The following is a 26,114-nucleotide window of genomic DNA, read 5'->3' on the forward strand; positions in this document are numbered from 1 at the left end:
GAGCATAAGGGAGGATGCGATGCTGGATCTCAACGTCGCCGCCCGTGCCGAAAATACCGAGGAATTCGCCTACGCCGCGCGCGGCCTGCCCGCCGCCCCGGCCGGCAGGACTCCGTCGGAGAGGACGCCCGCCGAGCCCGCTCCGGCGATGCCGCTGGCGCACCTCTATGCGCGCGTGTCGAAGCATGTGACGCCGGCCGAGTGGCCGCTGATCGCCCGCGACGTCGAGGCGATCGAGAAGCTGAAGCGCGAGCGCAACGCCGTCGTGCTCGGCCACAACTACCAGGCGCCGGAAATCTTCAACACGGTGGCCGACATCGTCGGGGATTCGCTCGCGCTCGCCCGCGAGGCGGTGACGGTCGATGCCGACGTCATCGTCATGGCCGGCGTGCACTTCATGGCCGAGACGGCCAAGCTGCTGAACCCTTCCAAGACCGTGCTGATGCCGGACATGGCGGCCGGCTGCTCGCTGGCCGACAGCATCACCGCCGCCGACATCCGCCTGCTGCGCCAGCATTATCCGGGCGTGCCGGTCGTCACCTATGTCAACACCTCGGCCGAGGTGAAGGCCGAGAGCGACTATTGCTGCACCTCCGGCAACGCCGCGAAGGTGGTGCGCGCGGTGGCGAAGGAATGGGGTGTCGACCGCATCCTCATGCTGCCGGACGAGTATCTCGCCCGCAACGTGCAGAAGGACGTCCCGGAGATCGAGCTGATCGCCTGGAAGGGCCATTGCGAGGTGCATGAGCGCTTCACCCCGCAGGACATTCGCGATCTGCGGGAGAACCATCCCGGCGTCGTCGTGCTGGCGCACCCCGAATGCCCGCCGGACGTGGTGGCGGCGGCCGACTATGCCGGCTCCACCGCCGGCATGGCCGACTATGTGCGCGACGAGAAGCCGGCCCGCGTGGTGCTGATCACCGAATGCTCGATGGCCGACAATGTCGCGGTGAATCACCCGGACATCGAGTTCGTGCGGCCGTGCAATCTGTGCCCGCACATGCGGCGCATCACGCTGCCGAACATCCGCCGCGCGCTGGAGACGATGACCCACCAGGTCGAGATCGACCCGGCCATCGCCGACCGCGCCCGGCTTGCCGTCGAGCGCATGCTCGCCATCCGCTGAGGACATGCCCGGAGGGCCTTGCCTTGAGCCATTCGCCTGAGAGCATCGTCGTGGTCGGCGGCGGGGTCGCCGGCCTCGCCACCGCGCTGCGGCTCGCCCCGCTCCCCGTGACGCTCGTCGTCGCCTCGCCGCTCGGCAACGAGGCGGCGACCGGCTGGGCGCAGGGCGGCATCGCCGCCGCCCTCGGCGCCGACGACCGGCCGGACTTCCACGCCATCGACACGCTGAGCGCCGGCGCCGGGCTTTCCGAGCCGCATGTGGCGCGCCGCGTGGCGGGCGCGGCGCCGCGTGCCATCGACTGGCTGGTCGGGCTCGGCACGCCCTTCGACCGCAACCCCAATGGCAGCCTCGCCCTCGGGCTGGAGGCCGCGCATTCGCGCCGGCGCATCGTCCATGCCGATGGCGACGGCACCGGACGGGTGGTGCTGGAGACGCTGGCCAAGGCCGCGCGGGCCTGCCCGAGCCTGCATGTGATGGAAGGCTGGCGGGCCACCGAACTGCTGACCGACGACACCGGACGGGTCGCCGGCCTCGCCGCGCGCGATCGCGACGGACGCACCGTGACGCTGGTCGCCCGCGCCGTGGTGCTGGCCACCGGCGGGCTCGGCGGCCTCTACGCCTCCACCACCAACCCGCTCGGCGCGGTGGGCTCGGGGCTTGCGCTGGCGGCGCGCGCGGGCGCGCGGCTGCGCGACATGGAGTTCGTGCAGTTTCACCCCACCGCCATGGCGGTCGGCGGCGATCCCGAAAGGGCCGCTCTGGCGGGTGGCCCGGCGCCCATGCCGCTCGCCACCGAGGCGCTGCGCGGCGAAGGCGCGACGCTGCTCAACGAGCGCGGCGAACGTTTCATGGCCGAGGTGCCGGGGCAGGAGCTGGCACCGCGCGACGTGGTCGCCCGCGCCATCTTCGCCGAGCTTGCAGAGGGCCGGAAAGTCGTGCTCGACGCGCGGCTGAAGGGCATCGAGCGGCGCTTCCCCGGCGTCGTCGCGCTGTGCCGCGCCAACGGGCTCGACCCGGCGCGCGCGCCGATCCCGGTACGGCCGGCGGCGCATTACCACATGGGCGGCATCACGGTGGACGATGCGGGCCGCTCCAGCGTGCCGGGGCTGTGGGCCTGCGGCGAGGTCGCCTCGACCGGGCTGCACGGCGCCAACCGGCTCGCCAGCAATTCGCTGCTGGAAGCCCTCGCCTACGCGCAGTGGATCGCCGACGACATCGCCGGGCAGGACGCCGGCGCCCGCGCGCCGCTGCCGGCGGGCGCTCCTCGCCCGCTCTCGCCGGCCCGCGCGGAGATCCGCGCGCTGATGGACCGGCAGGTCGGCGTGGTGCGCGACGCGCAGGGTCTGGAAGCCGCCGCCCGGCGCCTCGGCGAACTCGCCGACGCGACCGGCGACGACTTCTCGCTGGTGGCGCTGACGATCGCGGAAGCCGCGCTGCGGCGGATCGAGAGCCGGGGCGGGCATTTCCGCGCCGACCACCCGACGCCGGCCGCGCACGCCCGTCATTCCGAGACGCGATTCGCCGAGACAAGGCTGGCTGACAACCGGCTGGCGGACGCGAGGGCGGCCGATGCCCTGGAAACCCGGCAGGTGGCGTGAGGAGAGCCGACGTCCGCCTTATCGCCCGCACCATGTCATCCTGAGGCGCCCGGCATCGCCGGGCCTCGGGCTTGCCGGAGGCAAGACCCGGGGGGCGCACCCAAGGATGACGTCGCCCCCAACCGGATGAGTTGACCATGCCCCTCCCCCCCCTTCCCCGCCTGCTGGTCGAGCCGCTCATTCGCGCCGCGCTGCTGGAGGACCTCGGCCGCGCCGGCGACGTGACCACCGATTCCGTCATCCCCGCCGAGGCCCGCTTCGAGGCGGTGATCGCCTCGCGCCAGCACGGCGTGATCGCCGGCATCGACGCCGCGGTGATCGCTTTTGATCTTATAGACCAGAGGCTTAGTGTAGACGTCGAGCGCGGCGACGGCAGCGTCGTCGCGCCCGGCGACGTGGTGCTGCGGCTCGAAGGCTCCGCCCGGTCGATCCTCACCGCCGAGCGGGTGGCGCTGAATGTCGCGTGCCGCATGTCCGGCATCGCCACCGCCACGGCGGGGCTGGTCGCGATCGCCCGCGAGCACGGCAAGGCGCACATCGTCTGCACCCGCAAGACCACGCCGGGCCTCAGGGCGCTGGAAAAGCACGCGGTGCGCGCGGGCGGCGGCTCCAACCACCGCTTCGGCCTCGACGACGCGGTGCTGATCAAGGACAACCACATCGCCGTGGCGGGCGGCGTGGTGCCGGCGATCCGTGCGGCGAAAGCCCATGCCGGCCATATGGTTAAGATCGAGGTCGAGGTCGACACGCTGGCCCAGCTCGACGCCGCCATGGCCGAGGGGGTCGACGCGGTGCTGCTCGACAACATGACGCCGGCCATGCTGGCCGACGCCGTCGCGCTGGTCGGCGGGCGGGCGCTCACCGAGGCGTCGGGCCGGGTCTCGCGCGAGACGGTGGGCGCGATCGCGGCGAGCGGCGTGGACCTGATCTCGGTCGGCTGGATCACCCATTCCGCCCCGATCCTCGACCTCGGCCTCGACGCGGCGGGAGTGTGATCCGCCGCCATGGCCGACTGCCGGCGCTGCTGCCATCTCAAGCTGCCGCTTCGGACTGCACGCTGCGGCTTGCCCCCACAGGCTGCGGCACGGGCATCCCATGGGTTCCCCCGCCCCCTCCCCCCACCAAGGTCGCAGCCTCAACACCGCGCGAGCACGCCCGCCTGCCCTTGAATGAGGCATGCTTTTGTGCGATGCATATAGCCGTCTGCTAATGGTTATGCGGGAGAGATCGACAGTCCTCCCGGACAGGTGTCGACGCCGACGGAGCAACCCCCCAGGAAACTCTCAGGCATCACGGACCGCATAATCAGGACAATCTGGAGAGAGGCGTCGGCGCCGGTCATTCGGTGTCAGGACGTCCACCGAAGGGGAAGCCCGGGATGGTCTGACGGCGTCGCCGTCTGTCTCGGGGCGAGCTCTCAGGTACCGCGACAGATTGGGGACCGTCGGCTGGAACGCCAGGTGGAAGTACCACGCGTTCGAGTCTCGTCGTCCTCAAGCGCGGGAGCTCCCCATGCGCCAGATCGCCGTTATCGGTGCCGGCATCACCGGAATCACCACTGCCTACGCCCTCAACGAGAAGGGCTACGACGTCACCGTCATCGACCGCCAGCGTTACGCCGCGATGGAGACCTCCTTCGCCAATGGCGGCCAGCTCTCCGCCTCCAATGCCGAGGTGTGGAACTCCTGGGAGACCGTGCTCAAGGGCATCAAGTGGATGTTCACGCCGGACGCCCCGCTGCTGATGAACCCCAAGCCCTCCTGGCACAAATATTCCTGGATGGCCGAGTTCCTCGCCAACATCCCGAACTACAAGGCCAACACGGTCGAGACCACCCGCCTCGCCATCCAGGCGCGCAACGTCATGTTCGAGATCGCCGCGCGCGAGGGCATCGACTTCAACCTCGAAAAGCGCGGCATCCTGCACGTCTACCGCGACAAGGCGGCCCAGGACCATGCGCGCATGGTCTCCGGCCTCTACGCGCAGGGCGGGCTGGAGCGCCGCGAGGTGACGCCGGCCGAGATCCGCGCCCTTGAGCCGACCCTGCAGGGCGACTTCTATGGCGGCTTCTTCACCCCGTCGGATTCCACCGGCGACATCCACAAATTCACCTTCGGCCTGGCCGAAGTCTGCCGCCGCAAGGGCGTGCGCTTCGTCAGCGAGGCGCGCGTGGACGGCGTGACGCACACCGGCAAGGGGCCGGAGGGCACGGGCGTCGAGATCGCCTTCACCATCGCCCCCGACGCCGAGGACGCCACTCCCGTCCGTGAGACGCTGCGCTTCGACGGCGTGGTGGTGTGCGCCGGCATCGGCTCGCGCGCCATCGCCTCGCGCCTCGGCGACCGGGTGAACATCTACCCGGTGAAGGGCTACTCGATCACGGTCATGCTCGACGACGAGCAGAGCCAGAATTCGGCGCCCTGGGTGAGCCTGCTGGACGACAAGACCAAGATCGTCACCTCGCGCCTCGGCAAGGACCGCTTCCGCGTCGCCGGCACCGCCGAGTTCAACGGCGAGAACCGCGATATCCGCGAGGATCGCATCCGTCCGCTGGTCGACTGGACCCGCAAGCTGTTCCCCGGCGTCTCCACCGAGCGCGTCGTGCCGTGGGCGGGCCTCAGGCCGATGCTGCCCGACATGATGCCGCGCGTCGCCGCCGGCAAGCGGCCGGGCGTGTTCTACAACACCGGCCACGGCCATCTCGGCTGGACGCTCTCCTGCGCCACCGCGCAGATCATCGCCGAGAAGGTGGCCGATGCGATGCCGGTCGCGCCGCTGGCCCCCATGCTGCGCATGGCGGCCGAGTGATCTTAGCCGCGTGATCGTGGCCGCGTAGAGCTTCACGAACCCCGCCCCGGGCCGGCTTGCCGGTCCGGGTGTCTCGGAGCCGATCCCTTCCGGCTCCCGCCCCGCCTCCGGAGAATATCCGGGGGCGGGGTTTTTTCATGGGGCGCTCAGAACACCAGCGAGCGGTGAATCTGCATCCCGGCCCACGCGCCATCGGCGACGGTGAGCGAGACGGAATGCGGTATCCGCGCGGCATCGCCGCAGGCGAAGGCGCCGGGGATGCTGGTTTCCTTCGTGTCGTCGGTGCGCAACTGCGTGCCGAAGGGTGTTTCCTCCAGCGCGCAGCCAAGGTTTTCGGCCACCGGGGAGGCCGGCTTGTTGCGCGGGGCGGTGAACAGACCGGCGAAAGCGAGCCGGCGGCCATCGGCAAGCACGACCTCCGCATGCCCCTCCAGCCGCGCCACCGGCGTTTCCTCCAGCGTGATGGCATGGGCCGCGAGTTCGGCCCGCGTCGCCTCGTCCGGCGCGAAGGTCGCGTTGGTGAACAGCGTCACCGTGCCCCACTCATTCACCATCCGCGCCTGGTGCACCGACAGCGGCCCGGTGGCGAGGACGCCAATGGCCCCGCGATCGAGTTCGTAGCCATCGCAATAGGGGCAATGGAACACGCCGCGCCCCCAGCGCTCGGCCAGCCCCTCGATGGCGGGGAGTTCATCGCTGACCCCCAGCGCGAACAGCAGGCGTCGGCCGCGATGGAGAGCGCCGGCCGCCGTGGTGACGGCGAAACCGTCCTTCTCGCCGGCCGCGCTGTGCGCCTCGCCCTCGATCCATTCGAGCGTGGGATAGGCTTCCAGCTGGCGCCGCGCGGTGCGGGCGATCTCGCCCGGATCCACCCCGTCCTGTCCGAGAAAGCCATGCGCCGCGCGGGAGAAGCGGTTGCGGCGCAGGCCGGAATCGATGACCAGAACCCGTCGCCGGGCGCGCAGAAGCTGGAGGGCGGCGGCCATGCCGGCATAGCTGCCGCCGACAACGATGACATCATGCATGTCAGGCATTCCTTTCGCGCCAGGCGGCGTGCCGGCGGCTGAAATCGGCGGCGAGATCCGCCAGTGTGATCTGACCGAAACGTTCGAGAAGCAGCGCCTCGGCCTCCGTGAAGGCGCCGTCGAGCGCGGCGTTGACCGATTGTTCGACGAGGCAGGCCGGTGTCTCCTGCCGGTTGCCGATGGCGAAGATCGCCGGCTCGCCCAGCGTCTCATGCAGCTGGCGCAGGGTGATCTGCGCGAGGTCGGCGCTGATCCGCCAGCCGCCCTGCGGGCCCCGCGCCGAGCGCACCAGGCCCACCTCGCGCAGCATTCCCATAGTGCGGCGCATGACCACCGGATGGGTGCGCATGCAGGCGGCGAGTTCTTCCGATGTCATCGGCCCCTCGCGCTCCGCCATGTGCAGGAGAGCGTGAAGAACCGAGGAGAGGCGGCTGTCTCTTTTCATGTAACTTCGATTATTACGATTTAGCCGGCACCGCAAGGGCGGCTGCCCGGCGCGGCGGCTTCGCGCCGCAAGTCCGGGGAACGCCCCTCGTGTCCCGGACAAGCGCAGGCACAGCCGGAGCACAGAGCCGGGACCCAGCGAAGACTCTTCGGCAACTCCTCGCGCGACGGGAGGGACAAGGCGGCGCTCCTCGTCCCCCTGGGCCCCGGATCGGCGCGACGCTGCGCGTCGCTTGTCCGGGGACGGCTTCGGCAACCGGCGACTGGGTCCCCGGGTCAAGCCCCGGGGATGAGGGCGGCGTGATTTCAGCGATGCCCTACAGCTTCATCGCCCGCAGCCGCAGCGCGTTGCTGATGACGCTGACCGAGGACAGCGCCATGGCCAACGCCGCCACCATCGGCGAGAGCAGCAGGCCGAAGACCGGGTAGAGCACGCCCGCCGCGATCGGCACGCCGGCGCCGTTGTAGAGGAAGGCGAAGAACAGGTTCTGCCGGATGTTGCGCATCGTCGCCTGCGACAGCCGGCGGGCATGGACGATGCCGCCGAGATCGCCGCGCAGCAAGGTGAGCCCGGCGCTCTCGATGGCGACGTCCGTGCCCGAGCCCATGGCGATGCCGACATCGGCGCTGGCCAGCGCCGGCGCATCGTTCACCCCGTCGCCGGCCATGGCGACGACGCGGCCCTCGCGCTTGAGCTTCTCCACCACCGCCGCCTTGTGCTCGGGCGCCACCTCGGCCTCGACCTCGGCGATGCCGAGCCGGCGGGCAACCGCCTCGGCGGTGGTGCGGTTGTCGCCGGTGAGCATGACGACGCGGATGCCGGCGGCGGCGAGGTCGCGGAGCGCCTGCGGCGTCGTCGCCTTGATCGGGTCGGCGATGGCGATGGCCGCCGCCACCTGGCCGTTGATGGCGACGAGGATGGCGCTGGCGCCCTCGCGCCGCAGGTCGTCCGCCGGCCCGGCGAGGGGCGCGGCATCGATGCCCAGTTCCTTGAGGAAGGCGGCGCTGCCGAGCACCACGCGCTTGCCGTCGACGAGGCCATAGGCGCCCTTGCCGACGGGGCTGTCGAAGCCGCGCACCTTGGGAATGTCCAGCTCGCGCTCCTGCGCCGCGGCGACGATGGCGCGCGCCAGCGGATGCTCCGAGGGCCGTTCGACGGCGGCCGCATAACGCAGCACCTCGGCCTCCGCGACGCCTTCCGCCGTGACGATGGCGGTGACGGTGGGCCGCCCTTCGGTGAGCGTGCCGGTCTTGTCGACCACCAGCGTGTCGACCTTCTCCATGCGCTCCAGCGCCTCGGCGTTCTTCACCAGCACACCCATCTGGGCGCCGCGCCCGACGCCGACCATGATCGACATCGGCGTGGCGAGGCCGAGCGCGCAGGGGCAGGCGATGATCAGCACCGCCACGGCGGCGATCAGCGCATGGGCGAAGCGCGGCTCCGGCCCGAAGCTGGCCCAGGCGAGGAAGGCGAGGATCGCACAGGCGACCACCGCCGGCACGAACCAGCCGGCGACCTGATCGGCGAGGCGCTGGATCGGCGCGCGCGAGCGCTGCGCTTCCGACACCATCTGCACGATGCGCGCCAGCATGGTGTCGCGCCCGACCTTCTCCGCCTCGATCACCAGACCGCCGGAGCTGTTGAGCGTGCCGCCGATCACATGGTCGCCCTGCGTCTTGGTGACGGGCATGGATTCGCCGGTGACGAGCGATTCGTCGAGCGCCGAGCGGCCCTCGACGACCTTGCCGTCGACCGGCACCTTCTCGCCGGGGCGCACGCGCAGATGGTCGCCGACCGCGACCTGGTCGAGCGGGATCTCCTCCTCGCTCTCATCGGCATTGATGCGCAGCGCGGTCTTCGGCGTGAGGTCGAGCAGCGCCTTGATGGCGCCCGAGGTGCGCTCGCGGGCGCGCAGCTCCAGCACCTGCCCGAGCAGCACCAGCACGGTGATCACCGCCGCCGCCTCGAAATACACCGCGACCGTGCCGTCCGCCGCGCGGAAGGCCGGCGGGAACAGGCCGGGCGCCAGCACGGCGACGAGGCTGTAGAGATAGGCGACGCCGGTGCCGATGGCGATCAGCGTGAACATGTTGAGGTTGCGCGTCGCCACCGACTGCCAGCCGCGCACGAAGAACGGCCACCCCGCCCACAGCACGACGGGCGTCGCCAGCGCGAGCTGGATCCAGTTCGAGGCATCGGGCGGCACGACATCGTGCAGGCCGGGGATGAGATGCGCGCCCATCTCCAGCACGAAGACCGGCACGGTCAGCGCGAGGCCGATCCAGAACCGGCGCGTCATGTCGATGAGTTCGTGATTGGGCCCGCCGTCGAGGCTCACCAGCATCGGCTCCAGCGCCATGCCGCAGATCGGGCAGGTGCCGGGACCGACCTGCACGACCTCCGGGTGCATCGGGCAGGTATATTCCGTGCCCTCGGGCACCGGCTCGGCGCTCGCGCGGCCTTCCAGATACTTGCCCGGATCGGCGACGAACTTGGCGCGGCAGCCATCGCAGCAGAAATAAAACGTCCGCCCGCCATGCTCGGCCTTGTGCCGGGCGGTGTGCGGATCGACGTCCATGCCGCACACGGGATCCTTCGCCATATGCGCGCCCGCCGCATCGGCCTGTGCGTGCTCGTGCGGATGGCGGTGCGCCGGCGCGCGGTCATGATGGGCGTGGTCGTGATGAGCGTGGTCGTGCGCGCCCGTCGGCGTCGCGCCGGCTCCGTGCCCGCCGCAGCAGGAACCGCCGGAAGAACCGCCCACCGGACCGCCCTTTTGCTTCGCCTCGTGCTCGTGCTCCGCCATGGCCACCTCCCATTGCATACCCCATGAGGGTATTGGACACTTGCGATATATACCCCATGCGGGTATATGGCAAGCATGCAGAACGATACGCGCAACGCCTGTCTGAAACGCCTGAGCCGCATCGAGGGCCAGGTGCGCGGCCTCTCCCGCATGGTCGAGGATAACCGCTATTGCATCGACATCGTCACACAGGTGGCGGCGGTGCGGGCGGCGCTGAAGAAGGTGGAGGAGGAAGTGCTGCGCGACCACGTCGCCCATTGCGTCGAGCACGCGATCGCCTCCGGCGACGCCGACGAGCAGCGCACCAAGGTGGCGGAGCTGATCGCGGTGCTCGGCAAACTGCGGGGGTGAGCGGGGGCGCTCAGTTGCGCTGCAGCGCCAAATGCGCGCCGAGCCCCACCAGCACCGCCCCACCGGCGCGACGCATCATCTGCTGCGCGCGGCCCGAACGGCGCAGCCGCTCGACCAGTGCCCCCGCCACCATGACGCAGGCCAGATCGGTGGAGGTGAACATGATGTTCACCAGCGTGCCGAGGATGAGGAACTGCGTCCAGACCGGCAGGCTCGCCGCCGGGTCGATGAACTGCGGCAGCAGCGCCACGAAGAACAGCGCCGTCTTCGGGTTCAGCACCTCGACTGCCACGCTCTCCACGAAGGCGCGGCGGGAGGATTTCCGCCCGAGCGCCGGGAGGCCCGCCGCCCCGCCCTTCGCCCGGGCGCGGAACATGCCGAGGCCGAGCCAGATCAGATAGGCCGCGCCGGCCAGCTTCACCGCCATGTAGAGCAGCGGCACGGCGTGGAAGAGAACGGAGAGTCCGGCCGCGGCGGCGATGACGTGGACATAGCAGCCCAGATGCAGCCCGAGCACCGCCATCAGGCCGGAAAGCCGACCGCGCGCCAGCGTCTGCGCCGCCGTGTAGAGCATGGCGGGGCCGGGAATGCAGGCGAACAGCCCGGCAGTGGCGAGGAAGGCCAGAAAAAGCTCGGTGCGCGGCATGGCGGTTCCGGAGTCGGCATCAAGGCGCGAACGACCGGTTCCTAGCACGGCACGGCGTTTCCGTCGTGTCCCGGCCGTCATGCCCCGGCCGTCGCCTCACCCCCCGTACAGTCCCCTGTACTGCTCGCGCAGCAGGTTCTTCTGCACCTTGCCCATGGTGTTGCGCGGCAGGTCGTCGACGAAGATCACCCGCTTGGGGAGCTTGTAGCGGGCGAGCCGGCCCTCCAGCGCGTCGATGACGGATGCCTCGTCCAGCGTCGCCTCGGGGCGGGCGACCACCACCGCCGTCACTCCCTCGCCGAAATCGGGATGGGGAATCCCGATCACCGCACTCTCGATGATTCCGGGCAGCGCGTCGATCTCGCCCTCGATCTCCTTGGGGTAGACGTTGTAGCCGCCCGAGATGACGAGGTCCTTGCCGCGCCCGACGATCTGCACATATCCGTCCGACCCGATGAGGCCGAGATCGCCGGTGACGAACCAGCCGTCGTGGAACTCGGCCGCCGTCTTCTCCGGCAGGCGCCAGTAGCCCCTAAAGACGTTCGGGCCCTTCACCTCGATCATGCCGATCTCGCCGGCGCCGAGCGCCTCCCCGCTCTCGGGGGAGACGACGCGCAGTTCCACCCCCGGCAGGGGAAAGCCCACCGTGCCGGCGATCCGCTCGCCGTCATAGGGGTTGGAGGTGTTCATGCCGGTCTCGGTCATGCCGTAGCGCTCGAGGATGGCGTGGGACGTCGCCGCGCGCCATTCGCGGTGCGTCTCGGCCAGCAGCGGCGCCGAGCCGGAGATGAACAGCCGCATGCCGGCCGCCGCCTCGGGCGTGAGGTTCGGCGATTTCAGCAGCCGGACATAGAAGGTCGGCACGCCCATCAGGACGCTCGCCCGGTCCATCAGGCCGAGGATCAGTTCCGGGTCGAATTTCGGCAGGAAGATCATCGACGAGCCCGCCGCCAGCGTGACGTTGATGGCGACGAACAGGCCGTGCGTGTGGAAGATCGGCAGCGCATGGATCAGCACGTCGTCGGGCGTGAAGCGCCAGGTATCGACCAGCGCCAGCGCGTTGGAGACGAGATTGCCGTGGGTGAGCATCGCCCCCTTGGAGCGGCCGGTGGTGCCCGAGGTGTAGAGCAGCGCGGCGAGGTCGTCCGGCCCGCGCGGCACGTCGGCGAAGCTGGTCGACGCCGCGTCGGCCGCCGCGCTCAGCGTGCCCTTGCCGGCGGCGTCGAGGGTGAGGAGGCGGGCGACGCCCTGCGCCTCGGCGATGGGCCGCAACGCCGCTTCAGTGGACGGGTCGCAGACGAAGATCGCCGGCTGCGCGTCGCCGAGGAAATACTCCACCTCCGGCGCCGTATAGGCGGTGTTGAGCGGCAGGAACACGCCGCCGGCGCGCACCGTGCCGAGATAGGCGAACACCGCCTCGACGCTCTTCTCCACCTGCAGCGCCACCCGGTCGCCGGGCCTGAGGCCCATCGCCACCAGCGCGTCGGCGTACTGCGCCGACCGCCGCTCGGCATCCGCATAGGTGAGGACGGCGCCGTCCGGCGTCTCGATGAACACGCGGCCGCCATCCGGCTGGCGGGCGCGGAAAGTGTCGAACAGATGGTTGGTCATGGAGTCTCGGTCACGGGCAGGAAGCGGCGGGCGTCGCCGCGCCGGCGGGCGGCTCGGCCGAAACCGGCGCGGCGGAGGCGAGCCGGGGACAGGTCGCCGTCAGGCCGAGCGAGGCGACATAGCTGGCGCGGATGGTGGTGTTGGCGAAGCGCGCCTTGTCGATGTAGTCGCGCAGCGTGGCGACGACCGCCTCGCGCGGGGGCTTCTCCATCGCCTCCCACTGGCTCTTCGGCACGCTGCCGAAGAGCGCGATGGCGTCCCAGCCCTGCGGGCGGGTGATGGAGGAGACGGTCGAGGGCGTGTCGAGGTTCTTGTAGGTCCAGAAGCTCCAGCCGAGGCCGAGGCGCTCGTTCAGCGCGCGGAACCTGGCGTTCCAGTCGTCGTTCAGCTCACCGGTCTCGCCGATGAAGATCGGCACCTGCCAGCGATTGGCGAAGTTGACGTATTTCTGGATCGAGCTGCGCTGCGGGGCGGCCCAGAACATGTGGTAGGTGTAGCCGAGATTGTCGGCGAAGGGCGGGCCGAACACGTCGAAATTCGTGCTCCACTGCGCCCCGGCCAGCATGATCGGGTGGTTGGGGTCGACCTCGCGGATCGCCGCCACCAGCTCCGCGTAGAAGGGCTCCAGCCGCGAATTCAGGAAGTCGGTGTCGTGATAGGGCGTGATCGGCTCGTTGAGCAGGTCGTAGCCCAGCACCGCCGTCTCGTCCTTGTAGCGTTCGGCGATGGCGCGCCACAGGGTGATGGTGCGGCGCCTGTATTCCGGCACGTAGAAGGTGAGCGGGTAGCCGACGCCGTCGTCGTGGTTCACCCCGGTCTGCCCGCCGGGGGCGGCGTGGATGTCGAGGATCAGCTTGATGCCGTGCGTCCTCGCCCAGCCGACGAGCCGGTCGATCAGCGTCCAGCCTTCCCCGTCGGGGTCGACGCGCGCGGGGTCGTTGCGGTCGAGGAAGAATTTCCAGTGCAGCGGCACGCGCACCGTGGTGAAGCCGGACGCCGCGAGGAAGGCGACGTCGGCCTCCTGGATGTAGGTCTCGCGAAATTCCTTCCAGAAGCGCGCCGCCTCCTGCGGGCCGGCGAGGTATTCGATCACGTCCTCGATATCCTGCGGCGAGCGCTGGACCGTGAACTTGAACATGTAGCCTTCCGGCAGCAGCCAGTTGCCGAAGCTCATGCCCTTGATGAAGAAGGTCGAGCCGTCCGGATTGACGAAGCGCGGCCCCTCGGCGCGCACGAAGCCGGGCGCGATGTTTTCAGGCGCGGCGGCCGGCGCCACGGGGGCGTCGGTCAGCGCGAGCGCCGGCGCGGCAGCGAGGATGAGGGCGGTGGCGAGGGGAAGAGCGCAGCGGATCATGGGCGGCAACCTAGTAAAGCCCGCGCGCGGCGGCAATGGCGTCGAGGAAGCGGAGCGCGGGCACGACAGGCAAAGAGGGCGCTGCGGGTCACGAGGCCCGCGCCGGGGTCGATTTTCGACATCCGTTGAGCCCGATCAAGCGCCCCTCGCCCGCATGGCCTAGGCTGCCGGCTGGAGGAGTGTCACGATGAACAGGCGGCACATGCTTATCGCCGGAGCCGGCGGCGTGGCGGCGGCGGCTACCGGGGGATGGCTGGGATGGCGCGGGGCGGTCGGCAGCGCCAGCGCCTATGAACGCTACAGCGCGGAGCTGCGGGCGCCGCTGCCGGAGGACCCACCTGTTCTCGACCTCATCCGCACCGCCACGCTCGCCGCCAGCGGCCACAACACCCAGCCCTGGCGCTTCCGGCTCGGGGCGGGCACGATCGACCTGCTGCCGGATCTCACCCGGGCGACGCCGGTGGTCGACCCCGACGATCACCATCTGTTCGTCAGCCTGGGCTGCGCCGCCGAGACGCTCGCCATCGCCGGGGCCGCCACCGGCCGGCCGGGCGCGTTCAGCACCGCGCCGGAGGGCAGCCTGCGCTACAGCTTCGCCCCCGCGCCGCCGCGACCGGACCCGCTCTTTCCCGCCATCGCCCGGCGCCAGAGCACGCGCGCGCTCTATGACGGGCGCCCCGTGCCGAATGAGGTGCTGGCGACGCTGCAGCAAGCGGGCGAGCGCGAGGGCGTGCGCTGCGTGCTGCTCACAGAGCGCAGCCGCCTCGACCAGCTCCGCGACCTGACGATTGCGGGAAACGAGGCGCAGATGCGCGACCCCGCTTTTCTCGCCGAGCTGAAGCACTGGCTGCGCTTCAACCCGGCCAGCGCCATGCGCCATGGCGACGGGCTCTATGCGGCGGCGAGCGGCAGCCCGACGCTGCCGGACTGGTTGGGGGCGCGCGCTTTCGACCTGTTCGTCACGCCGGCCGCCGAGAACGACAAATATGCAAGGCAGATCGATTCCTCGCCCGGCGTCGCCGTCTTCCTCGCCGCGCAGGCCGACCGCGCCCACTGGATCGAGGTCGGCCGTGCCTGCCAGCGCTTCGCCCTCGCCGCCACCGCGCTGGAGCTGAAGCTGGCCTGCATCAACCAGGCGGTGGAAGTGGCCCGGCTGCGCCCCGCACTGGCCGCGCTCGCCGGCGAGAAGGGGCTGCGGCCGGACATGGTGATGCGCTTCGGCTATGGGCCGACGCTGCCCTTCTCGCCCCGCCGCCCGGTGGCGGCGGTGCTGGCGTGAGGCGCGCGCGCCGGCGGGAGAGCGGGACGCGGGCGGGGGGTAACGGGTGCCGCTTCGTCACGTCGCGACGATCATCCTTCTCGCCACGGTGACAGCGCACGCCGGGCGGGCTAAGCGTGAAGCCTGCCTCTGCCGCCGCTTTCCCTCCGTCCCGTGTTCCCCGCCCCATGTCCTTCCTCACCTACGCCGCCATCTTCGTCGCCGTCGTGGCCGTCTTCGCGCTGGTCACCGCGCGTGGCAGGGTCCATCCCTTCATCGCCCTGGTGCTGGCTGCCTTCGCCTTCAATCAGGGGGTGGGCTGGTCGCTCAGCTTCGTGGTCAAGTCGTTCAGCACCGGCTTCGGCCAGTCGCTGGCGGCGCTCGGCCTCGTCGTGGTGGCGGCGGCGCTGATGGCCGAGATCGCCGACGGCACCGGCGCCACGGCGCGGCTGCAGCAGACGGCGCGCGGCTGGCGCACCCGCTCGGCCCCGCTCGCCGTGCTCGGCCTCATCGGCGGCATGTGCTCGACGCCGGCAGCGGCCTTCGCGGTGCTGAACCCGCTGCGGCGCGGCATCGGCCGCGACAGCCCGCGCTCGGCGCTGACGCTGGGCCTGTCGCTTTCGGCGGGCCATGGCCTGCTGATCCCCGCCCCCGTCGTGCTGGCGAGCCTGACCATCCTCAGGGCGGACTGGGCACTGGCGGTCGCCGTCGGCGTGCCGGTGGCGGTGCTTGCCGTCATCCTCGGCGTGCTTTTCGCCCGCGCCACCACCCGCGGCCTGCCGAACCCGGTCGACACCGCCGCCGGCATCGGCGGGGCGACGCTGCACGCGCCCCGGCGCGGCGCGTTCGCGCTGGTGCTCACCAGCCTCGTGCTGGTGGCGATGCTGATCGTGCAGTCGCTCGGCGACATCGCCTCCGAGCCGTTCGGCGGCGGCAATGACCGCCATTTCATCCTCGCCCTCGGCAACCCGGCGCTGCTCCTCCTGGTCGGCGTCGTGCTGCTGCTGCTGCTGAGCTGGAGCTGGGAGCGCGGCGGCCTGAGCGAGACCGGCTGGGCCGGGCGGGCGCTGGCCAAGGCCGCGCCGCTGCTGCTCATCGTCGGCGCGGCGGGCGGCCTGTCGAAGGTGGCGCAGGATGTCGGCATGGCGGAGATGACCGCCGAATACCTCATCGCCTACGCCCCGGCATCGGGCGCGCTGGTGCTGGTGCTGCCCTTCGCGCTCGCCGCCGTGATCAAGACGCTGCAGGGCTCCTCGCTGGTCGCCTCGATCACCGCCGCCGGCATGATGATGGAGCTGGCCGCCCCGCTCGGCATCGGCGACCCGATGGGCCGCACCCTCGCCGCGCTGGCGGTGGGCGCGGGCGCCATGACCGTGCCGCAGATCAATGACGGATTCTTCTGGCTGGTGACACGGGCGGGGCGCTTCTCCCCGCCGGCGGCGCTCGCCCGCCTGTCGGGCGGCGTGCTTGTGCAGGGCGGCCTGATCCTGCTCTGCCTCATCGCCGTCCGGCTCGCCATCGCCTGAGGGTTCGAGAGAGATTTTGCCGATGCTCCGACGCCGTGACTTCCTCGCCGCCGCCGCAGCCGCCGCCGCCATGCCCGCCCTGCCCTCGTCCGGGCGGGCGCAGGAGGGCGCGGTGCCGCCGCTGGAGCCCGCCGGCACGCCCCGGCTGCCGCCCGGCTTCCTCTGGGGCGCCTCGACCTCGGCCTACCAGATCGAAGGCGCGGTGAAGGAAGGCGGCCGCCGGCCCTCGATCTGGGACACCTTCTCCCACACGCCGGGCAAGATCGCCGACGGCACCACTGGCGACGTCGCCTGCGACCACTACAACCGCTACGCCGACGACGTGGAGCTGATGGCGCGCCTCGGCTTCCAGGCCTATCGCTTCTCCATCGCCTGGCCGCGTGTGATGCCCGAGGGCACCGGGCCGGTGAACGCCGCCGGGCTCGATTTCTACGACCGGCTGGTGGACAAGCTGCTGGCGCGCAACATCCTGCCCATGGCCTGCCTCTACCACTGGGACCTGCCGCAGGCGCTGCAGGACCGCGGCGGCTGGCACAATCGCGACATCGCCGGCTGGTTCGCCGACTATGCCCGTGCCGCCGTCGGCCGGCTCGGCGACCGGGTGAAGCCGTGGGCCATGCTCAACGAGCCCTCGGTACACGCCATCTTCGGCCACGGCTTCGGCAGTCAGGCGCCGGGCCTGACCGGCTGGCCGAGCTATGTGATGGCGCAGCACCACCAGAACCTCGCCCAGGGCACCGGCATGACGGCGGTGCGCGCGCTGCGCTCCGACCTCAAGGTCGGCACGGTATTCTCGCTGCAGCCGATCTTCCCGGCCTCGCAGCAGCCGGCGGACATCGCCGCCGCGCAGCGCTTCGATGCCTGCTGGAACACCATCAATCTCGATCCGCTGTTCCACGGCCGCTACCCCGCGCCGTTCGACAGCGTGTTCGCGCAACTGGTGAAGAACGGCGACATGGAGGCGATCCGCGTGCCGGTCGACTTCCTCGGGGTGAACTATTACGGGCCGGCCTACATCAAGCACGACCCCGCCATGTTCCTCGCCCAGGCCGGCTATGGCGCCGTGCCCGAGGGCATGCCGCGCACGCTGCTGGGCTGGCCGATCAGCGCGCAGGGGCTCGTCGAGGTGCTCACGCGGCTGCGCGACGACTACGGCAACCCGCCGGTGTTCGTCACCGAGAACGGCGCCTGCTACCAGGACCCGGCCCCCGTCAGCGGCGTGATCCAGGACCCGCAGCGCACCGAATATATCCGCGCCCATCTGGTGGCGGCGGGCGAGGCGATCGCCCAGGGCTGCGCGCTCAACGGCTATTTCGCCTGGTCGCTGCTCGACAATTTCGAATGGGCGGAAGGCGAGCGCCGGCGCTTCGGCGTGGTCGGCGTCGACTTCGCCACCCAGCAGCGCACGCCCAAGGCCTCGGCGCTGTTTCTCTCCCAGCTCATGCGGGCGCACCGCGCCGGCGGCAAGCCCTGAGGAGACGCCCGCCGCCCTCCCGATGGGGACAGTGACATGCGCCGGACACATATGTCGGTCATTTGACGCTGCTGCCCGAACCGCCCTTCTATGTGGTACCTAACGTCCTACTCCGGCTACACGCCGACGCACGAGACAGAGCAGACGCATGCAGACAGACGATCCCGCCATCGCCGAAATCGTCGAATTCATCTCCGGCGAGGTCGGGGTCGATTCGGCCCTGCTCACGCCGGACACGCCGGTCGCGGAGCTCGGCATCTCCTCGCTCGACCTCATCGAGACGATCTTCAAGCTGGAGAGCCGCTTCGGCATCGAGATCCCCAATGACGGCCCGCTGAACGGCAATGACGTCACGGTCGGCACGCTGGTCGACCATGTCGCCGAGCTGCTCGCCGCGCAGAAGGCCAAGTCGGCCTGATGGCGGCGCGCGTTGCCATCACCGGGCTAGGTTCGCTCTCCGCGCTCGGCAACGATGTGGAGGCGCATCTCGCCGGGCTCCGGGCCGGCACGGTTGGCATAGGCGAGACGCAGGGCGTCGACGTCTCCTCGATGAAGACGAAGATCTCCGCCGAAGTGCGCGGCTTCGTGCCGGAGGAGCATTTCGAGCCGCGCCAGCTCGGCCTGCTCGACCGCACCTCGCAATTCGCCGTCGTCGTCGCCCGCCAGGCGCTGGCCGATGCCGGTCCGGCGCTGGAGGGTCTGGCGCGCCACCGCGCCGGCGCCATCTTCGCCGCCTCCGTCGGCTTCCACGCCGTCGACGACAGCTACCGCAAGCTCTATGTCGACAAGGCGCCGCGCCCGCACCCCTTCACCGTGCCGCGCGCCATGCCGAGCGGGCAGGTGAGCCACATCACCATGGATCTCGGCATTCACGGCCCGGCCTTCTCCATCGCCTCGGCCTGCTCCTCGGCGGCGCATTCCATCGGCACGGCGTTCCACATGGTGCGCTCGGGCATGCTGGATGTCGCGGTCGCCGGCGGAGCGGAATCGCAGATCACCTACGGCATGCTGAAGAGCTGGGAAGCGCTGCGGGTGCTGGCCGCCGACGGCTGCCACCCGTTCTCGAAGGACCGGGGCGGCCTCGTCATCGGCGAGGGCGGCGGCGCCGTGGTGCTGGAGAACATGGACCGCGCCATCGCCCGCGGCGCCACCATCCATGGCGAGATGATCGGCTTCGGCATGAGCGCCGACGGCATGGACATCACCGCCCCCGACATGGCCAGCGCGGCGGCTTCCATGCATTTCGCGCTGGAGGATGCCGGCCTCGCGCCCGATCAGGTCGACTATGTCAGCGCCCACGGCACCGCCACGGTGCTGAACGACAAGACCGAGACGGCGGCGCTGCGCCAGGTGTTCGGCGCCCATCTCGCCCGGCTGCCGGTCTCGTCCTCGAAGTCGCAATACGGCCACACGATGAACGCCTCGGGCGCGCTCGACTTCGTGACCACGGTGCTGGCCCTGCGCGAGGGTTTCCTGCCGCCGACCATGGGCTTCAACGAATTCGACCCCGACTGCGACCTCGACTGCGTGCCGAACGCCGCGCGCAACGCGCCGATCGAACACGCAATCTCCTCGTCCTTCGCCTTTGGCGGGCTCAACGCCGTTCTGGCGCTCAAGCGCTACGAGGTGAATGAAGACATTTGAATCTGCAGAGCCGGGATTTGACGGGATTCGGCGGGAACTGGCGGGACAAACCGTTACGACGTCGGCGTTGGGGGGGCATCGGCGGTGGTCTCGGACCATGGTCGGCGGTTTTGCAGAAGGTGGAAAGGAACGGCGGGCGAGACAGTTGATCTTGCAGAAGGTCCGTCCGGCGCGGGCGGCGTGTCAGAGGCTCTCAACAGTCGCGTAAGAGCCTCTTAAAGGAGCGGCTCGGCGGTGGCATCGAGTCCCTTTGCGGCGGGCCGGCTTACGCTCTCATCGATCTTGCCGCCCGCCAGGATGCGTCGGCCGATGTGGTGAGCGTCGTTGCGGGCAATCGCGATTTGATCAGCCGTCAGCAACCCGCAGTTGACCCGCATGTTCTCAAGGTCGGTCTCCTGGAGCCCCGCCGGCTTGAGCGCTGCAATGGCCATGTGCCACGCGCACCCCGCCTGCCACTGTGCCGGCACAATGGAGGTGCCGCGCCAAAGAGCACGCGCGACGGCGCGCTGCGCGCGAAGGTCGTTGCGGTACGCGGCCTTGTACAGTCGGCGGAACTCGGCGCGCTGCTGCTCGCAGTTGGCAACGTCCTGACCACAGATAAGGACCATGTATTGATCTGCCTCATGAGCCGAGGCCGAAAAGGGTACGGCGGCTAGAAGAGCAGCGATCAGAAAACGTCGCACGATCAATCACCTACAGTTCGCGAGCACCCCAGCAGATGCGACCGATAATCCGAAAGGGTTCGCCGTGGGGAACCGGTCGGGCCGGGAAATGCTCGGCATTGTCGGATACCATCATCAGCTGGCCGGGCTCCCGCCGCAACCGCTTGATGAACGCCTCGTCGCCGATGGTGAAGGCATAAATGGCGTCATCGGCGATGCGCTCGCGCGCCGTCGGCGAGATGTCGACGAGAAGCGGGTCTCCGTCATGAATGGTCGGCGTCATTGAACTGCCGACCGCGTCCAGCATCCGCGCATGCTCGGGGCGCAAGTGAAGTCGCTGGAGCAGAGCCTTCGGAACCGGCACCGTGCCGGCCCCCTCCTCGATCACGAGTGATCCGGCGCCCGCCGAGCCCGCAAAGGCCAGCCTCTCAATGTTCGCGATGCTATCGACAAGCACCGCAAGCTCGCCCCCGGCCTTGGATACAAGTTCATCGCCAGCCTGCAGCAGGCCGCTCTCGCTGGGATGGGGTGCGATCGAGAGCAGCCAGTCGACGGAATAGCCCGTCGCGGCGGAGATCTTCGCCAGAGCCGATGCCTTGGGCTCGTTCACCCCCCGCAGATAGTTGTTCAACGTGCCAAGCGGAACACCGCTCTTAGCGGCAACCGCCTGATTGCCCCCCGCCGCATCGACCGAGTGCCGCAGGCGGCGAACGAATTCGGACTTCGCCGACCCAACTCCGAAATCGGCGTCGGGATCGGAATATTCGTTTCGGAGTTCTACTTTCGCCATTGCCGCCAAGCTCTTAGGCCGTTTGCTCGTCCAAAATCGCTGTTTCGGAACTGCGAAGCGAAATTGGACTGGATATGAATTCCGAATCTGCTATTTTAATTCCGCAACGTGACTAATCTGCACCGCGTTTCGATACCGGAATGCGGCTGTAGCGCCCCACGGATTCGGAACCTGACAAGTGCAGAACCAGAAGCGAATAGCACAGGACTGGCACGCGGAGCAGGTAAAGGCGTCCGTCCGCATGCGTGGAGTTACGCTGAGACAGCTTGCTGAGAGCCACGGGTACGAAGCGTCGGCGATACGCAAAGCGCTGACCAAGCCGTGGCCGGCCGTCGAGACCATCATCGCACGATTCCTCGACTCTCGCCCCCAAGACATCTGGCCCTCCCGCTACGACCGCGCCGGCAACCCGGTACGGCGAAAAGCTAGGCGGGAGCGGGCTACCCGTCTCCGTCAAAACGACAAGGCCGCCTAGACATGCGCGTGACGCAGCTCATCCCGCTCGCCGACATCATTGTTACCGACCGCCTGCGCAAGGTGGACCGCGATCAGGCCCTCTTCATCGCGGTCAGCATGAAGGAGAACGGCCTCGATACCCCGATCGAGGTGCGGCCGGCGCCGAAGAAGCCGGGCAAGTTCATCCTCGTAAAGGGCGGGCACCGTTGTGCCGCGGCGACTCTGTTGGAGTGGGCCGAGATCGAGGCCTATGTGCTCGACCTCACCGCCGATCAGGCGCGGATGCGGGAGATCGATGAGAACCTGTACCGGGTCGACCTGACCGAACTCGACCGCGCCGTGTTCCTCAGCGAGAAAAAGCGGCTGTGGGAGAAGCTTCACCCGGCGGCGAAGCATGGCGGCGACAGGAAGTCGGATCAAGCCGCCATTTTTGGCGACTTGATCCCCCGCTTCACCGAGGAGGTGGCGGACCGGCTCGGCCTCTCAGAACGCACGTTGCAGCGGACCCTTGCCCGCGCGGCGCTCCCGGCCGACGTGCGCGCCCGGATCGCCGGCACGCCGATGGCGGACAAGGGCTCGGACCTCGACGCTTTGCTCAAGCTGTCGCCCGAGCAGCGCATGCCGGCTCTCGACCTTCTGTTCGGTGAGGCCGACGACGCCCCCCGAACCCTCGGCGAGGCCGTACAGCGCCTTAGCGGCGCTCGGCCCGCCGCGCAGTCGGCCGACGACGCCCAGCTCGACGCGCTCATGAAGGCTTGGCGCCGGGCCGGCGCCGGTGCGCGCCAGCGCTTCGCCGCCTTCCTCGACGAGCAGTCGGAGGAAGCGTGATGGCGAAGCGGGGAGCAAAGAAGCCGTTGCGGAAGCAGCTGGTCGCAGCGCTGCAGTGGCTGCTCGACGACATGCACGATGCCGGCGAGACCCATGACAATGTTCGCGGTGACATCTTCGACAGCGTCGAGGAGGCCGCCGCTACCTTGGTAGAGGCCGGCGGCAACCTCAATTGGTACAGCACAGCCGACGCGCAGGCTTACCGCCAGCGCGAGGCGGAGGGGCTCTGAATGTCCCGCCGCCCGCGCCATCCTGATCAGCTCGATTTGCTCGGCTGGGCGCCGTCCGAGCCGGTGGTCGCCTTCGACCCCTGCACGGTGCGGGCGGCGAGCCTCGCGGCCTCAATCTCGAAGGCGGTATCGCAGTCGCTCAAATCCTGCGGCCGGCCGCGCGAGCAGGTCGCCGAGCGCATGAGCGCCTATCTCGACGAGCAGGTGAGCAAGCACATGCTCGACGCCTATGCCGCCGAGGCGCGGGGCGAGCACATCATCAACATCGTGCGGTTCGTGGCTCTGATCGAGGCGACCGGCGATCGCCGGTTGCTCGAACTCATTGCCGCGCTGTTCGATTGGACGGTGATCGAGCGGCGTTACCTGCCGGCCATCGAACTGGCCGAGCGGATGGAAAAGCGCGCCGAGATGGATCGCGAGATTGAGGCCACGCGCCGGCTCCTGAAGAAGGAGCGCGTGCTGTGAAGGAGTTCTTTTCTCCGGCCGACCTCGTCGCGTTGAAGCTGCCGGATATGCCGTCTACCGAGCGTGCCATCCAGCTGATGGCCGACCGCGCAGGCTGGCGCGAAGCGGCTCGCGAGTGGACGCCGGAGCGTACGGACGGAATCTGGCGCCGCCGATCCGGTCGGGGCGGTGGCTACGAGTACCGCTACGACATCCTGCCGGCGCGCGCGAAGCGCAAGCTGCTGCTGGCGCAGCGCCGCGAAGGCGCACAGGACGCCCGCGCCATAAAGAAGGTGGGGCTCCAGCGCGACGCCTTGTGGGACTGGTTCGAACGCCTGCCCGCCGCGCGGCAGGAGAAGGCACGCGATCGCCTTGCCGCGCTGGAGGCGGTGGCCGATCTCGTCGCGGCGGGGCGGCAACGCGACGTCGCGATGATGCACATCGCCGCCGAAAAGAGGGTCGCCCTGCGCACCCTATACAACTGGGCCGAGCTGGTGGCCGGCGTCGCCCGCGTCGACTGGCTGCCACACCTTCAGCCGCGCCATGCCGGCCGGCTGGCCACCGCCGCCTATTCGGAGGAGGCGTGGGACTGGTTTCGGGACAATTACCTGACGCAGTCCGAGCGCTCCGCCGCCTATGTCTATCGCGACCTGCAGAAGATAGCCGCGGCGCAGGGGTGGACAATCCCGAGCTGCAAGACGCTGGAGCGGCGGGCTGCCAAGATCGACGAGGCGCAGCGCATCTATATGCGCAAGGGCCCGGAGGCGTTGAAGAAGCTCTATCCGGCGCAGGAGCGCGACCGTAGCGCGCTGCAAGCGTTGGAGGCCGTGAATTCTGACGGCCATGTCGTGGATGTATTCGTGCGGTGGCTCAATGGCACCGTGTGCCGTCCGGTGCTGATCGGCTGGCAGGACATCTACAGCGGCAAGGTGCTGTCGTGGCGGCTCGACGTCGCGGAAACGTGGGAAGGCGTGCGGCTCGCCTTCTGCGACATGGTCGAGACCTTTGGTGTGCCTGAGCGCGTGCTGCTCGACAACGGTCGCGCCTTCGCCTCGAAGAAGCTGACCGGCGGGACGCCGAACCGCTACCGCTTCAAGGTGAAGCCGGAAGAACCGGAAGGTGTCATTACCTCGCTCGGCTGCAAGATCCACTGGGCGACGCCCTATCACGGCCAGTCCAAGCCGATCGAGCGCGCCTGGCGCGATCTCGCCCATGCCATCGGCCGCGACGTCCGCTGCGAAGGCGCGTTCACCGGCAACAACGTCAACGCCAAGCCGGAGAATTACGGGTCGCGCGCGGTGCCGTACGAACTGTTCCTGCAGGTCGTCGCCGAACGAATCCTGGAGCACAACGCCCGTGTCGGCCGACGGTCGAAGGTCTGCGGCGGCAAGTTCTCCTTCGACCAGGTGTTCGCGGCGTCCTATGAGACCGCGATCATCACCCGGCCGCATGACGCGCATCTGCGCATGCTGCTGCTGTCATCCGAGCTGAAGTCAGTTCGCGATGACGGCAGCGTCGAGCTGGCGGGCAACCGCTACTGGTCCGAGTTCTTGCTCGCCGAGCGCGGCCGCAAGGTGACGCTGCGCTTCGATCCCGAGGCGTTGCAGGAGCCGATCCACGTTTATCGGCCGAACAACGCCTATCTCGGCGCGGCGCCTTGTATTGAAGCGGCGGGCTTCTTCGACATGGACGCCGCGCGCTCCCATGCCCGTATTCGCAACGAGTTTGCGAAGGCCACCAAGGCGGCGGCGCTCGCCGCGCAGAAGCTCACCCTGGCCGAACAAGCGGCGCTGCTCCCGAAGATCGACATGCCGGAGACGCCGGACGCCAAGGTGATCCGGCCCTTCATCACCACGCGCGGCAATGCCGCCGTGGCCCTTACCCCCGCTAATTCAGTCGATCCGGAAGAAAGCTTCTGGACCGACTTCAACCGCTCGGCCGCGCCGCTCCTGCGGATGGTCCGAAACGAAGACGGCGCCGACGATTGAGCCCGCCAGCGCCGTCGATAGTCCAAAGCAAGAGGTGAATATCATGCTCGACATAACGAAGGAAAGCCCGGCCCCCCAGCACGCCCCTGTGCGCGAAGAGGTGAAGGCTATCAAAGAGGCCGAGACCCTGTCGTGGGAGGCGCTTGGCCGGGAAAGCGGTGTCGCGGCCAGCACGCTCGCCGCGTTCGTCGCCGGAACGTACAAGGGCGACAATGGCCGCGTCGCCGCCGACCTGCAGCGTTGGCTGGAGACGCGGCGTCAGCGCGAGCGTGTGACGGCCGAACTGCCGGCACCGCCCGCCTTCCTGATGACCCCCACGGCGCAGGACATCTTCTCCTCGCTGTCCTTCGCGCAGGCCGCCCCGGACTTCGCGGTGCTGGTCGGCGGCGCCGGCATCGGCAAGACGACCGCGCTCGACGAGTACCGGAAGCGCGGCTCCAATGTGTGGGTGCTCACAGCCGACCCCTCGATCGCGAAGGCGGCGAACGTCCTGTCGATCCTTGCCGAGCAGCTCGGCGTGTCGGAGCGGCGCAACGCCTTCATTGCCCGCGCCATCTCGGCGCATGTGCGGGGCAAGAACGGCCTCATCATCGTCGACGACGCCCAGCAGCTCGAAGCGAAGGCATTCGACCAACTTCGCACGACGGTGCTCGATCTCGGCGGCTGCGGCATCGCCGTGTTTGGCAATGAGAGCATGCTGACGGCCCTACAGGGCTCGGCCGATCGCCGGACGCAGGCCTTTGCACAGCTGCATTCCCGCGTCGGCGTGCGCAAGGTGCAGCACGCCGCCCGCGCGGCCGACGTCTGCATGGTGCTGGAGGCGTGGGGCATCACGGCGCCCCCCGTGTTGCAGGTGTTGAAGCAGATCGCGCGCAAGGCCGGCGCCATCAGGATCATGAACAAGGTGATCCGGCTGGCCGCCTTCGGTGCGGGCTGCACGGTCGTGAGCCTGACCGTCGCTCATATCGAGCGCGCCTGGGCGCAGCTCTCCTCTCAGACCATCGAATCGTGAGGGGGCGACCATGCACATGGATCCACGCATTG

24 protein-coding genes and 2 riboswitches are annotated in these 26,114 nt (G+C 69.4%); of the genes, 16 read left to right on the plus strand and 8 right to left on the minus strand.

The genetic code is table 11. The features are described from left to right. The first annotated feature begins 19 nt into the window (after window positions 1-19). From nadA to AC1PZ7_RS20315, 4 genes are all read left to right on the plus strand, one after another. Window positions 20-1,126, plus strand: a complete 1,107-nt coding sequence (nadA, locus tag AC1PZ7_RS20300; RefSeq protein WP_482356992.1) for a quinolinate synthase NadA — start codon at window positions 20-22, stop codon at window positions 1,124-1,126. A gap of 23 nt (window positions 1,127-1,149) precedes the next feature. After that, window positions 1,150-2,724: an L-aspartate oxidase gene (locus AC1PZ7_RS20305; protein ID WP_482356993.1), complete on the plus strand. Its 1,575-nt coding sequence runs from the start codon at window positions 1,150-1,152 to the stop codon at window positions 2,722-2,724. A gap of 137 nt (window positions 2,725-2,861) precedes the next feature. After that, the gene (gene nadC, locus AC1PZ7_RS20310; RefSeq protein WP_482356994.1) at window positions 2,862-3,719 is read left to right on the plus strand and encodes a carboxylating nicotinate-nucleotide diphosphorylase; all 858 of its coding nucleotides are present in this window, start codon (window positions 2,862-2,864) and stop codon (window positions 3,717-3,719) included. A 213-nt stretch (window positions 3,720-3,932) separates the two neighbouring features. Next, window positions 3,933-4,034, plus strand: a riboswitch (glycine riboswitch). A gap of 1 nt (window position 4,035) precedes the next feature. Continuing rightward, window positions 4,036-4,161, plus strand: a riboswitch (glycine riboswitch). A 75-nt stretch (window positions 4,162-4,236) separates the two neighbouring features. Beyond that, complete coding sequence (locus AC1PZ7_RS20315) at window positions 4,237-5,532, plus strand: D-amino acid dehydrogenase (RefSeq protein ID WP_482356995.1); 1,296 nt, start codon at window positions 4,237-4,239, stop codon at window positions 5,530-5,532. Between the two features lie 146 nt (window positions 5,533-5,678). Here AC1PZ7_RS20315 and AC1PZ7_RS20320 read toward each other — a convergent pair whose 3' ends face one another. The 3 genes from AC1PZ7_RS20320 to AC1PZ7_RS20330 all read right to left on the minus strand — a co-directional run bounded on the left by AC1PZ7_RS20320 (window position 5,679) and on the right by AC1PZ7_RS20330 (window position 9,808). Next, window positions 5,679-6,557: an NAD(P)/FAD-dependent oxidoreductase gene (locus AC1PZ7_RS20320; protein ID WP_482356996.1), complete on the minus strand. Its 879-nt coding sequence runs from the start codon at window positions 6,555-6,557 to the stop codon at window positions 5,679-5,681. A gap of 1 nt (window position 6,558) precedes the next feature. Continuing rightward, window positions 6,559-7,002 (minus strand): Rrf2 family transcriptional regulator, encoded by a 444-nt coding sequence (locus AC1PZ7_RS20325; RefSeq protein ID WP_482356997.1) that lies wholly within the window; start codon window positions 7,000-7,002, stop codon window positions 6,559-6,561. Between the two features lie 316 nt (window positions 7,003-7,318). Next, the gene (locus tag AC1PZ7_RS20330) at window positions 7,319-9,808 is read right to left on the minus strand and encodes a heavy metal translocating P-type ATPase (RefSeq protein WP_482356998.1); all 2,490 of its coding nucleotides are present in this window, start codon (window positions 9,806-9,808) and stop codon (window positions 7,319-7,321) included. Between the two features lie 75 nt (window positions 9,809-9,883). Between AC1PZ7_RS20330 and AC1PZ7_RS20335 the strand changes: the two genes are divergently transcribed. Then, on the plus strand, window positions 9,884-10,159 hold the full coding sequence (locus AC1PZ7_RS20335) for a metal-sensitive transcriptional regulator (protein WP_482356999.1): 276 nt from the start codon (window positions 9,884-9,886) through the stop codon (window positions 10,157-10,159). Window positions 10,160-10,169: 10 nt separating this feature from the next. Here the strand turns inward: AC1PZ7_RS20335 and AC1PZ7_RS20340 are convergent, their stop codons facing one another. The 3 genes from AC1PZ7_RS20340 to AC1PZ7_RS20350 all read right to left on the minus strand — a co-directional run bounded on the left by AC1PZ7_RS20340 (window position 10,170) and on the right by AC1PZ7_RS20350 (window position 13,770). Then, window positions 10,170-10,805 (minus strand): LysE family translocator, encoded by a 636-nt coding sequence (locus tag AC1PZ7_RS20340; RefSeq protein ID WP_482357000.1) that lies wholly within the window; start codon window positions 10,803-10,805, stop codon window positions 10,170-10,172. A 96-nt stretch (window positions 10,806-10,901) separates the two neighbouring features. Continuing rightward, window positions 10,902-12,416 carry a malonate--CoA ligase gene (locus tag AC1PZ7_RS20345; RefSeq protein WP_482357001.1) on the minus strand — a complete coding sequence of 505 codons (1,515 nt, stop codon included), beginning with the start codon at window positions 12,414-12,416 and terminating at the stop codon, window positions 10,902-10,904. 10 nt (window positions 12,417-12,426) lie between these two features. Beyond that, on the minus strand, window positions 12,427-13,770 hold the full coding sequence (locus tag AC1PZ7_RS20350; RefSeq protein ID WP_482357002.1) for a glycoside hydrolase family 5 protein: 1,344 nt from the start codon (window positions 13,768-13,770) through the stop codon (window positions 12,427-12,429). Between the two features lie 187 nt (window positions 13,771-13,957). Here AC1PZ7_RS20350 and AC1PZ7_RS20355 point away from each other — a divergent pair, with 187 nt between their 5' ends. From AC1PZ7_RS20355 to AC1PZ7_RS20375, 5 genes are all read left to right on the plus strand, one after another. Continuing rightward, window positions 13,958-15,049 carry an Acg family FMN-binding oxidoreductase gene (locus tag AC1PZ7_RS20355; RefSeq protein ID WP_482357003.1) on the plus strand — a complete coding sequence of 364 codons (1,092 nt, stop codon included), beginning with the start codon at window positions 13,958-13,960 and terminating at the stop codon, window positions 15,047-15,049. A 167-nt stretch (window positions 15,050-15,216) separates the two neighbouring features. Next, complete coding sequence (locus AC1PZ7_RS20360) at window positions 15,217-16,554, plus strand: GntT/GntP/DsdX family permease (RefSeq protein ID WP_482357004.1); 1,338 nt, start codon at window positions 15,217-15,219, stop codon at window positions 16,552-16,554. Window positions 16,555-16,576: 22 nt separating this feature from the next. Beyond that, window positions 16,577-18,028 (plus strand): GH1 family beta-glucosidase, encoded by a 1,452-nt coding sequence (locus AC1PZ7_RS20365; RefSeq protein WP_482357005.1) that lies wholly within the window; start codon window positions 16,577-16,579, stop codon window positions 18,026-18,028. A 148-nt stretch (window positions 18,029-18,176) separates the two neighbouring features. Next, entirely contained in the window at window positions 18,177-18,446 is a 270-nt protein-coding gene (locus AC1PZ7_RS20370; RefSeq protein WP_482357006.1) for an acyl carrier protein, read from the plus strand. After that, window positions 18,446-19,672, plus strand: a complete 1,227-nt coding sequence (locus AC1PZ7_RS20375) for a beta-ketoacyl-[acyl-carrier-protein] synthase family protein (protein WP_482357007.1) — start codon at window positions 18,446-18,448, stop codon at window positions 19,670-19,672. The genes AC1PZ7_RS20370 and AC1PZ7_RS20375 overlap by 1 nt, the downstream gene beginning before the upstream one ends. A 215-nt stretch (window positions 19,673-19,887) precedes the next feature. Here AC1PZ7_RS20375 and AC1PZ7_RS20380 read toward each other — a convergent pair whose 3' ends face one another. Then, entirely contained in the window at window positions 19,888-20,355 is a 468-nt protein-coding gene (locus AC1PZ7_RS20380; protein WP_482357008.1) for a hypothetical protein, read from the minus strand. A gap of 10 nt (window positions 20,356-20,365) precedes the next feature. Further along, the gene (locus AC1PZ7_RS20385; RefSeq protein WP_482357009.1) at window positions 20,366-21,124 is read right to left on the minus strand and encodes a helix-turn-helix domain-containing protein; all 759 of its coding nucleotides are present in this window, start codon (window positions 21,122-21,124) and stop codon (window positions 20,366-20,368) included. Window positions 21,125-21,302: 178 nt separating this feature from the next. Here AC1PZ7_RS20385 and AC1PZ7_RS20390 point away from each other — a divergent pair, with 178 nt between their 5' ends. Genes AC1PZ7_RS20390 through AC1PZ7_RS20415 form a run of 6 tightly spaced genes read left to right on the plus strand, consistent with a single transcriptional unit; the run spans window position 21,303 to window position 26,082 of the window. Beyond that, window positions 21,303-21,599: a helix-turn-helix domain-containing protein gene (locus AC1PZ7_RS20390; RefSeq protein WP_482357010.1), complete on the plus strand. Its 297-nt coding sequence runs from the start codon at window positions 21,303-21,305 to the stop codon at window positions 21,597-21,599. Between the two features lie 8 nt (window positions 21,600-21,607). Continuing rightward, a complete protein-coding gene (locus AC1PZ7_RS20395; RefSeq protein ID WP_482357011.1) occupies window positions 21,608-22,408 on the plus strand; it encodes a ParB N-terminal domain-containing protein in 801 nt (266 codons plus the stop codon). Next, window positions 22,408-22,638 carry a hypothetical protein gene (locus AC1PZ7_RS20400; protein ID WP_482357012.1) on the plus strand — a complete coding sequence of 77 codons (231 nt, stop codon included), beginning with the start codon at window positions 22,408-22,410 and terminating at the stop codon, window positions 22,636-22,638. The genes AC1PZ7_RS20395 and AC1PZ7_RS20400 overlap by 1 nt, the downstream gene beginning before the upstream one ends. Then, on the plus strand, window positions 22,639-23,103 hold the full coding sequence (locus tag AC1PZ7_RS20405) for a DNA transposition protein (protein ID WP_482357013.1): 465 nt from the start codon (window positions 22,639-22,641) through the stop codon (window positions 23,101-23,103). It begins immediately after the preceding gene. Next, entirely contained in the window at window positions 23,100-25,070 is a 1,971-nt protein-coding gene (locus AC1PZ7_RS20410) for a transposase domain-containing protein (protein ID WP_482357014.1), read from the plus strand. Before AC1PZ7_RS20405 ends, AC1PZ7_RS20410 begins: the two co-directional genes overlap by 4 nt. A 43-nt stretch (window positions 25,071-25,113) precedes the next feature. Beyond that, window positions 25,114-26,082: an AAA family ATPase gene (locus AC1PZ7_RS20415; RefSeq protein WP_482357015.1), complete on the plus strand. Its 969-nt coding sequence runs from the start codon at window positions 25,114-25,116 to the stop codon at window positions 26,080-26,082. The last annotated feature ends 32 nt before the right edge of the window (window positions 26,083-26,114 follow it).

The organism is Ancylobacter sp. TW_SC_1 (assembly GCF_056836805.1).

Excerpts from the sequence above, each read along its gene's own strand:
- AC1PZ7_RS20325 (WP_482356997.1), bottom strand. The coding sequence starts at position 7,002 with ATGAAAAGAGACAGCCGCCTCTCCTCGGTTCTTCACGCTCTCCTGCAC.
- AC1PZ7_RS20335 (WP_482356999.1), top strand. The coding sequence starts at position 9,884 with ATGCAGAACGATACGCGCAACGCCTGTCTGAAACGCCTGAGCCGCATC.
- AC1PZ7_RS20385 (WP_482357009.1), bottom strand. The coding sequence starts at position 21,124 with ATGGCGAAAGTAGAACTCCGAAACGAATATTCCGATCCCGACGCCGAT.
- AC1PZ7_RS20375 (WP_482357007.1), top strand. The coding sequence starts at position 18,446 with ATGGCGGCGCGCGTTGCCATCACCGGGCTAGGTTCGCTCTCCGCGCTC.
- nadA (WP_482356992.1), top strand. The coding sequence starts at position 20 with ATGCTGGATCTCAACGTCGCCGCCCGTGCCGAAAATACCGAGGAATTC.
- nadC (WP_482356994.1), top strand. The coding sequence starts at position 2,862 with ATGCCCCTCCCCCCCCTTCCCCGCCTGCTGGTCGAGCCGCTCATTCGC.
- AC1PZ7_RS20315 (WP_482356995.1), top strand. The coding sequence starts at position 4,237 with ATGCGCCAGATCGCCGTTATCGGTGCCGGCATCACCGGAATCACCACT.
- AC1PZ7_RS20405 (WP_482357013.1), top strand. The coding sequence starts at position 22,639 with ATGTCCCGCCGCCCGCGCCATCCTGATCAGCTCGATTTGCTCGGCTGG.
- AC1PZ7_RS20365 (WP_482357005.1), top strand. The coding sequence starts at position 16,577 with ATGCTCCGACGCCGTGACTTCCTCGCCGCCGCCGCAGCCGCCGCCGCC.
- AC1PZ7_RS20355 (WP_482357003.1), top strand. The coding sequence starts at position 13,958 with ATGAACAGGCGGCACATGCTTATCGCCGGAGCCGGCGGCGTGGCGGCG.
- AC1PZ7_RS20340 (WP_482357000.1), bottom strand. The coding sequence starts at position 10,805 with ATGCCGCGCACCGAGCTTTTTCTGGCCTTCCTCGCCACTGCCGGGCTG.
- AC1PZ7_RS20345 (WP_482357001.1), bottom strand. The coding sequence starts at position 12,416 with ATGACCAACCATCTGTTCGACACTTTCCGCGCCCGCCAGCCGGATGGC.
- AC1PZ7_RS20350 (WP_482357002.1), bottom strand. The coding sequence starts at position 13,770 with ATGATCCGCTGCGCTCTTCCCCTCGCCACCGCCCTCATCCTCGCTGCC.
- AC1PZ7_RS20330 (WP_482356998.1), bottom strand. The coding sequence starts at position 9,808 with ATGGCGGAGCACGAGCACGAGGCGAAGCAAAAGGGCGGTCCGGTGGGC.
- AC1PZ7_RS20415 (WP_482357015.1), top strand. The coding sequence starts at position 25,114 with ATGCTCGACATAACGAAGGAAAGCCCGGCCCCCCAGCACGCCCCTGTG.
- AC1PZ7_RS20400 (WP_482357012.1), top strand. The coding sequence starts at position 22,408 with ATGGCGAAGCGGGGAGCAAAGAAGCCGTTGCGGAAGCAGCTGGTCGCA.
- AC1PZ7_RS20360 (WP_482357004.1), top strand. The coding sequence starts at position 15,217 with ATGTCCTTCCTCACCTACGCCGCCATCTTCGTCGCCGTCGTGGCCGTC.
- AC1PZ7_RS20370 (WP_482357006.1), top strand. The coding sequence starts at position 18,177 with ATGCAGACAGACGATCCCGCCATCGCCGAAATCGTCGAATTCATCTCC.
- AC1PZ7_RS20320 (WP_482356996.1), bottom strand. The coding sequence starts at position 6,557 with ATGCATGATGTCATCGTTGTCGGCGGCAGCTATGCCGGCATGGCCGCC.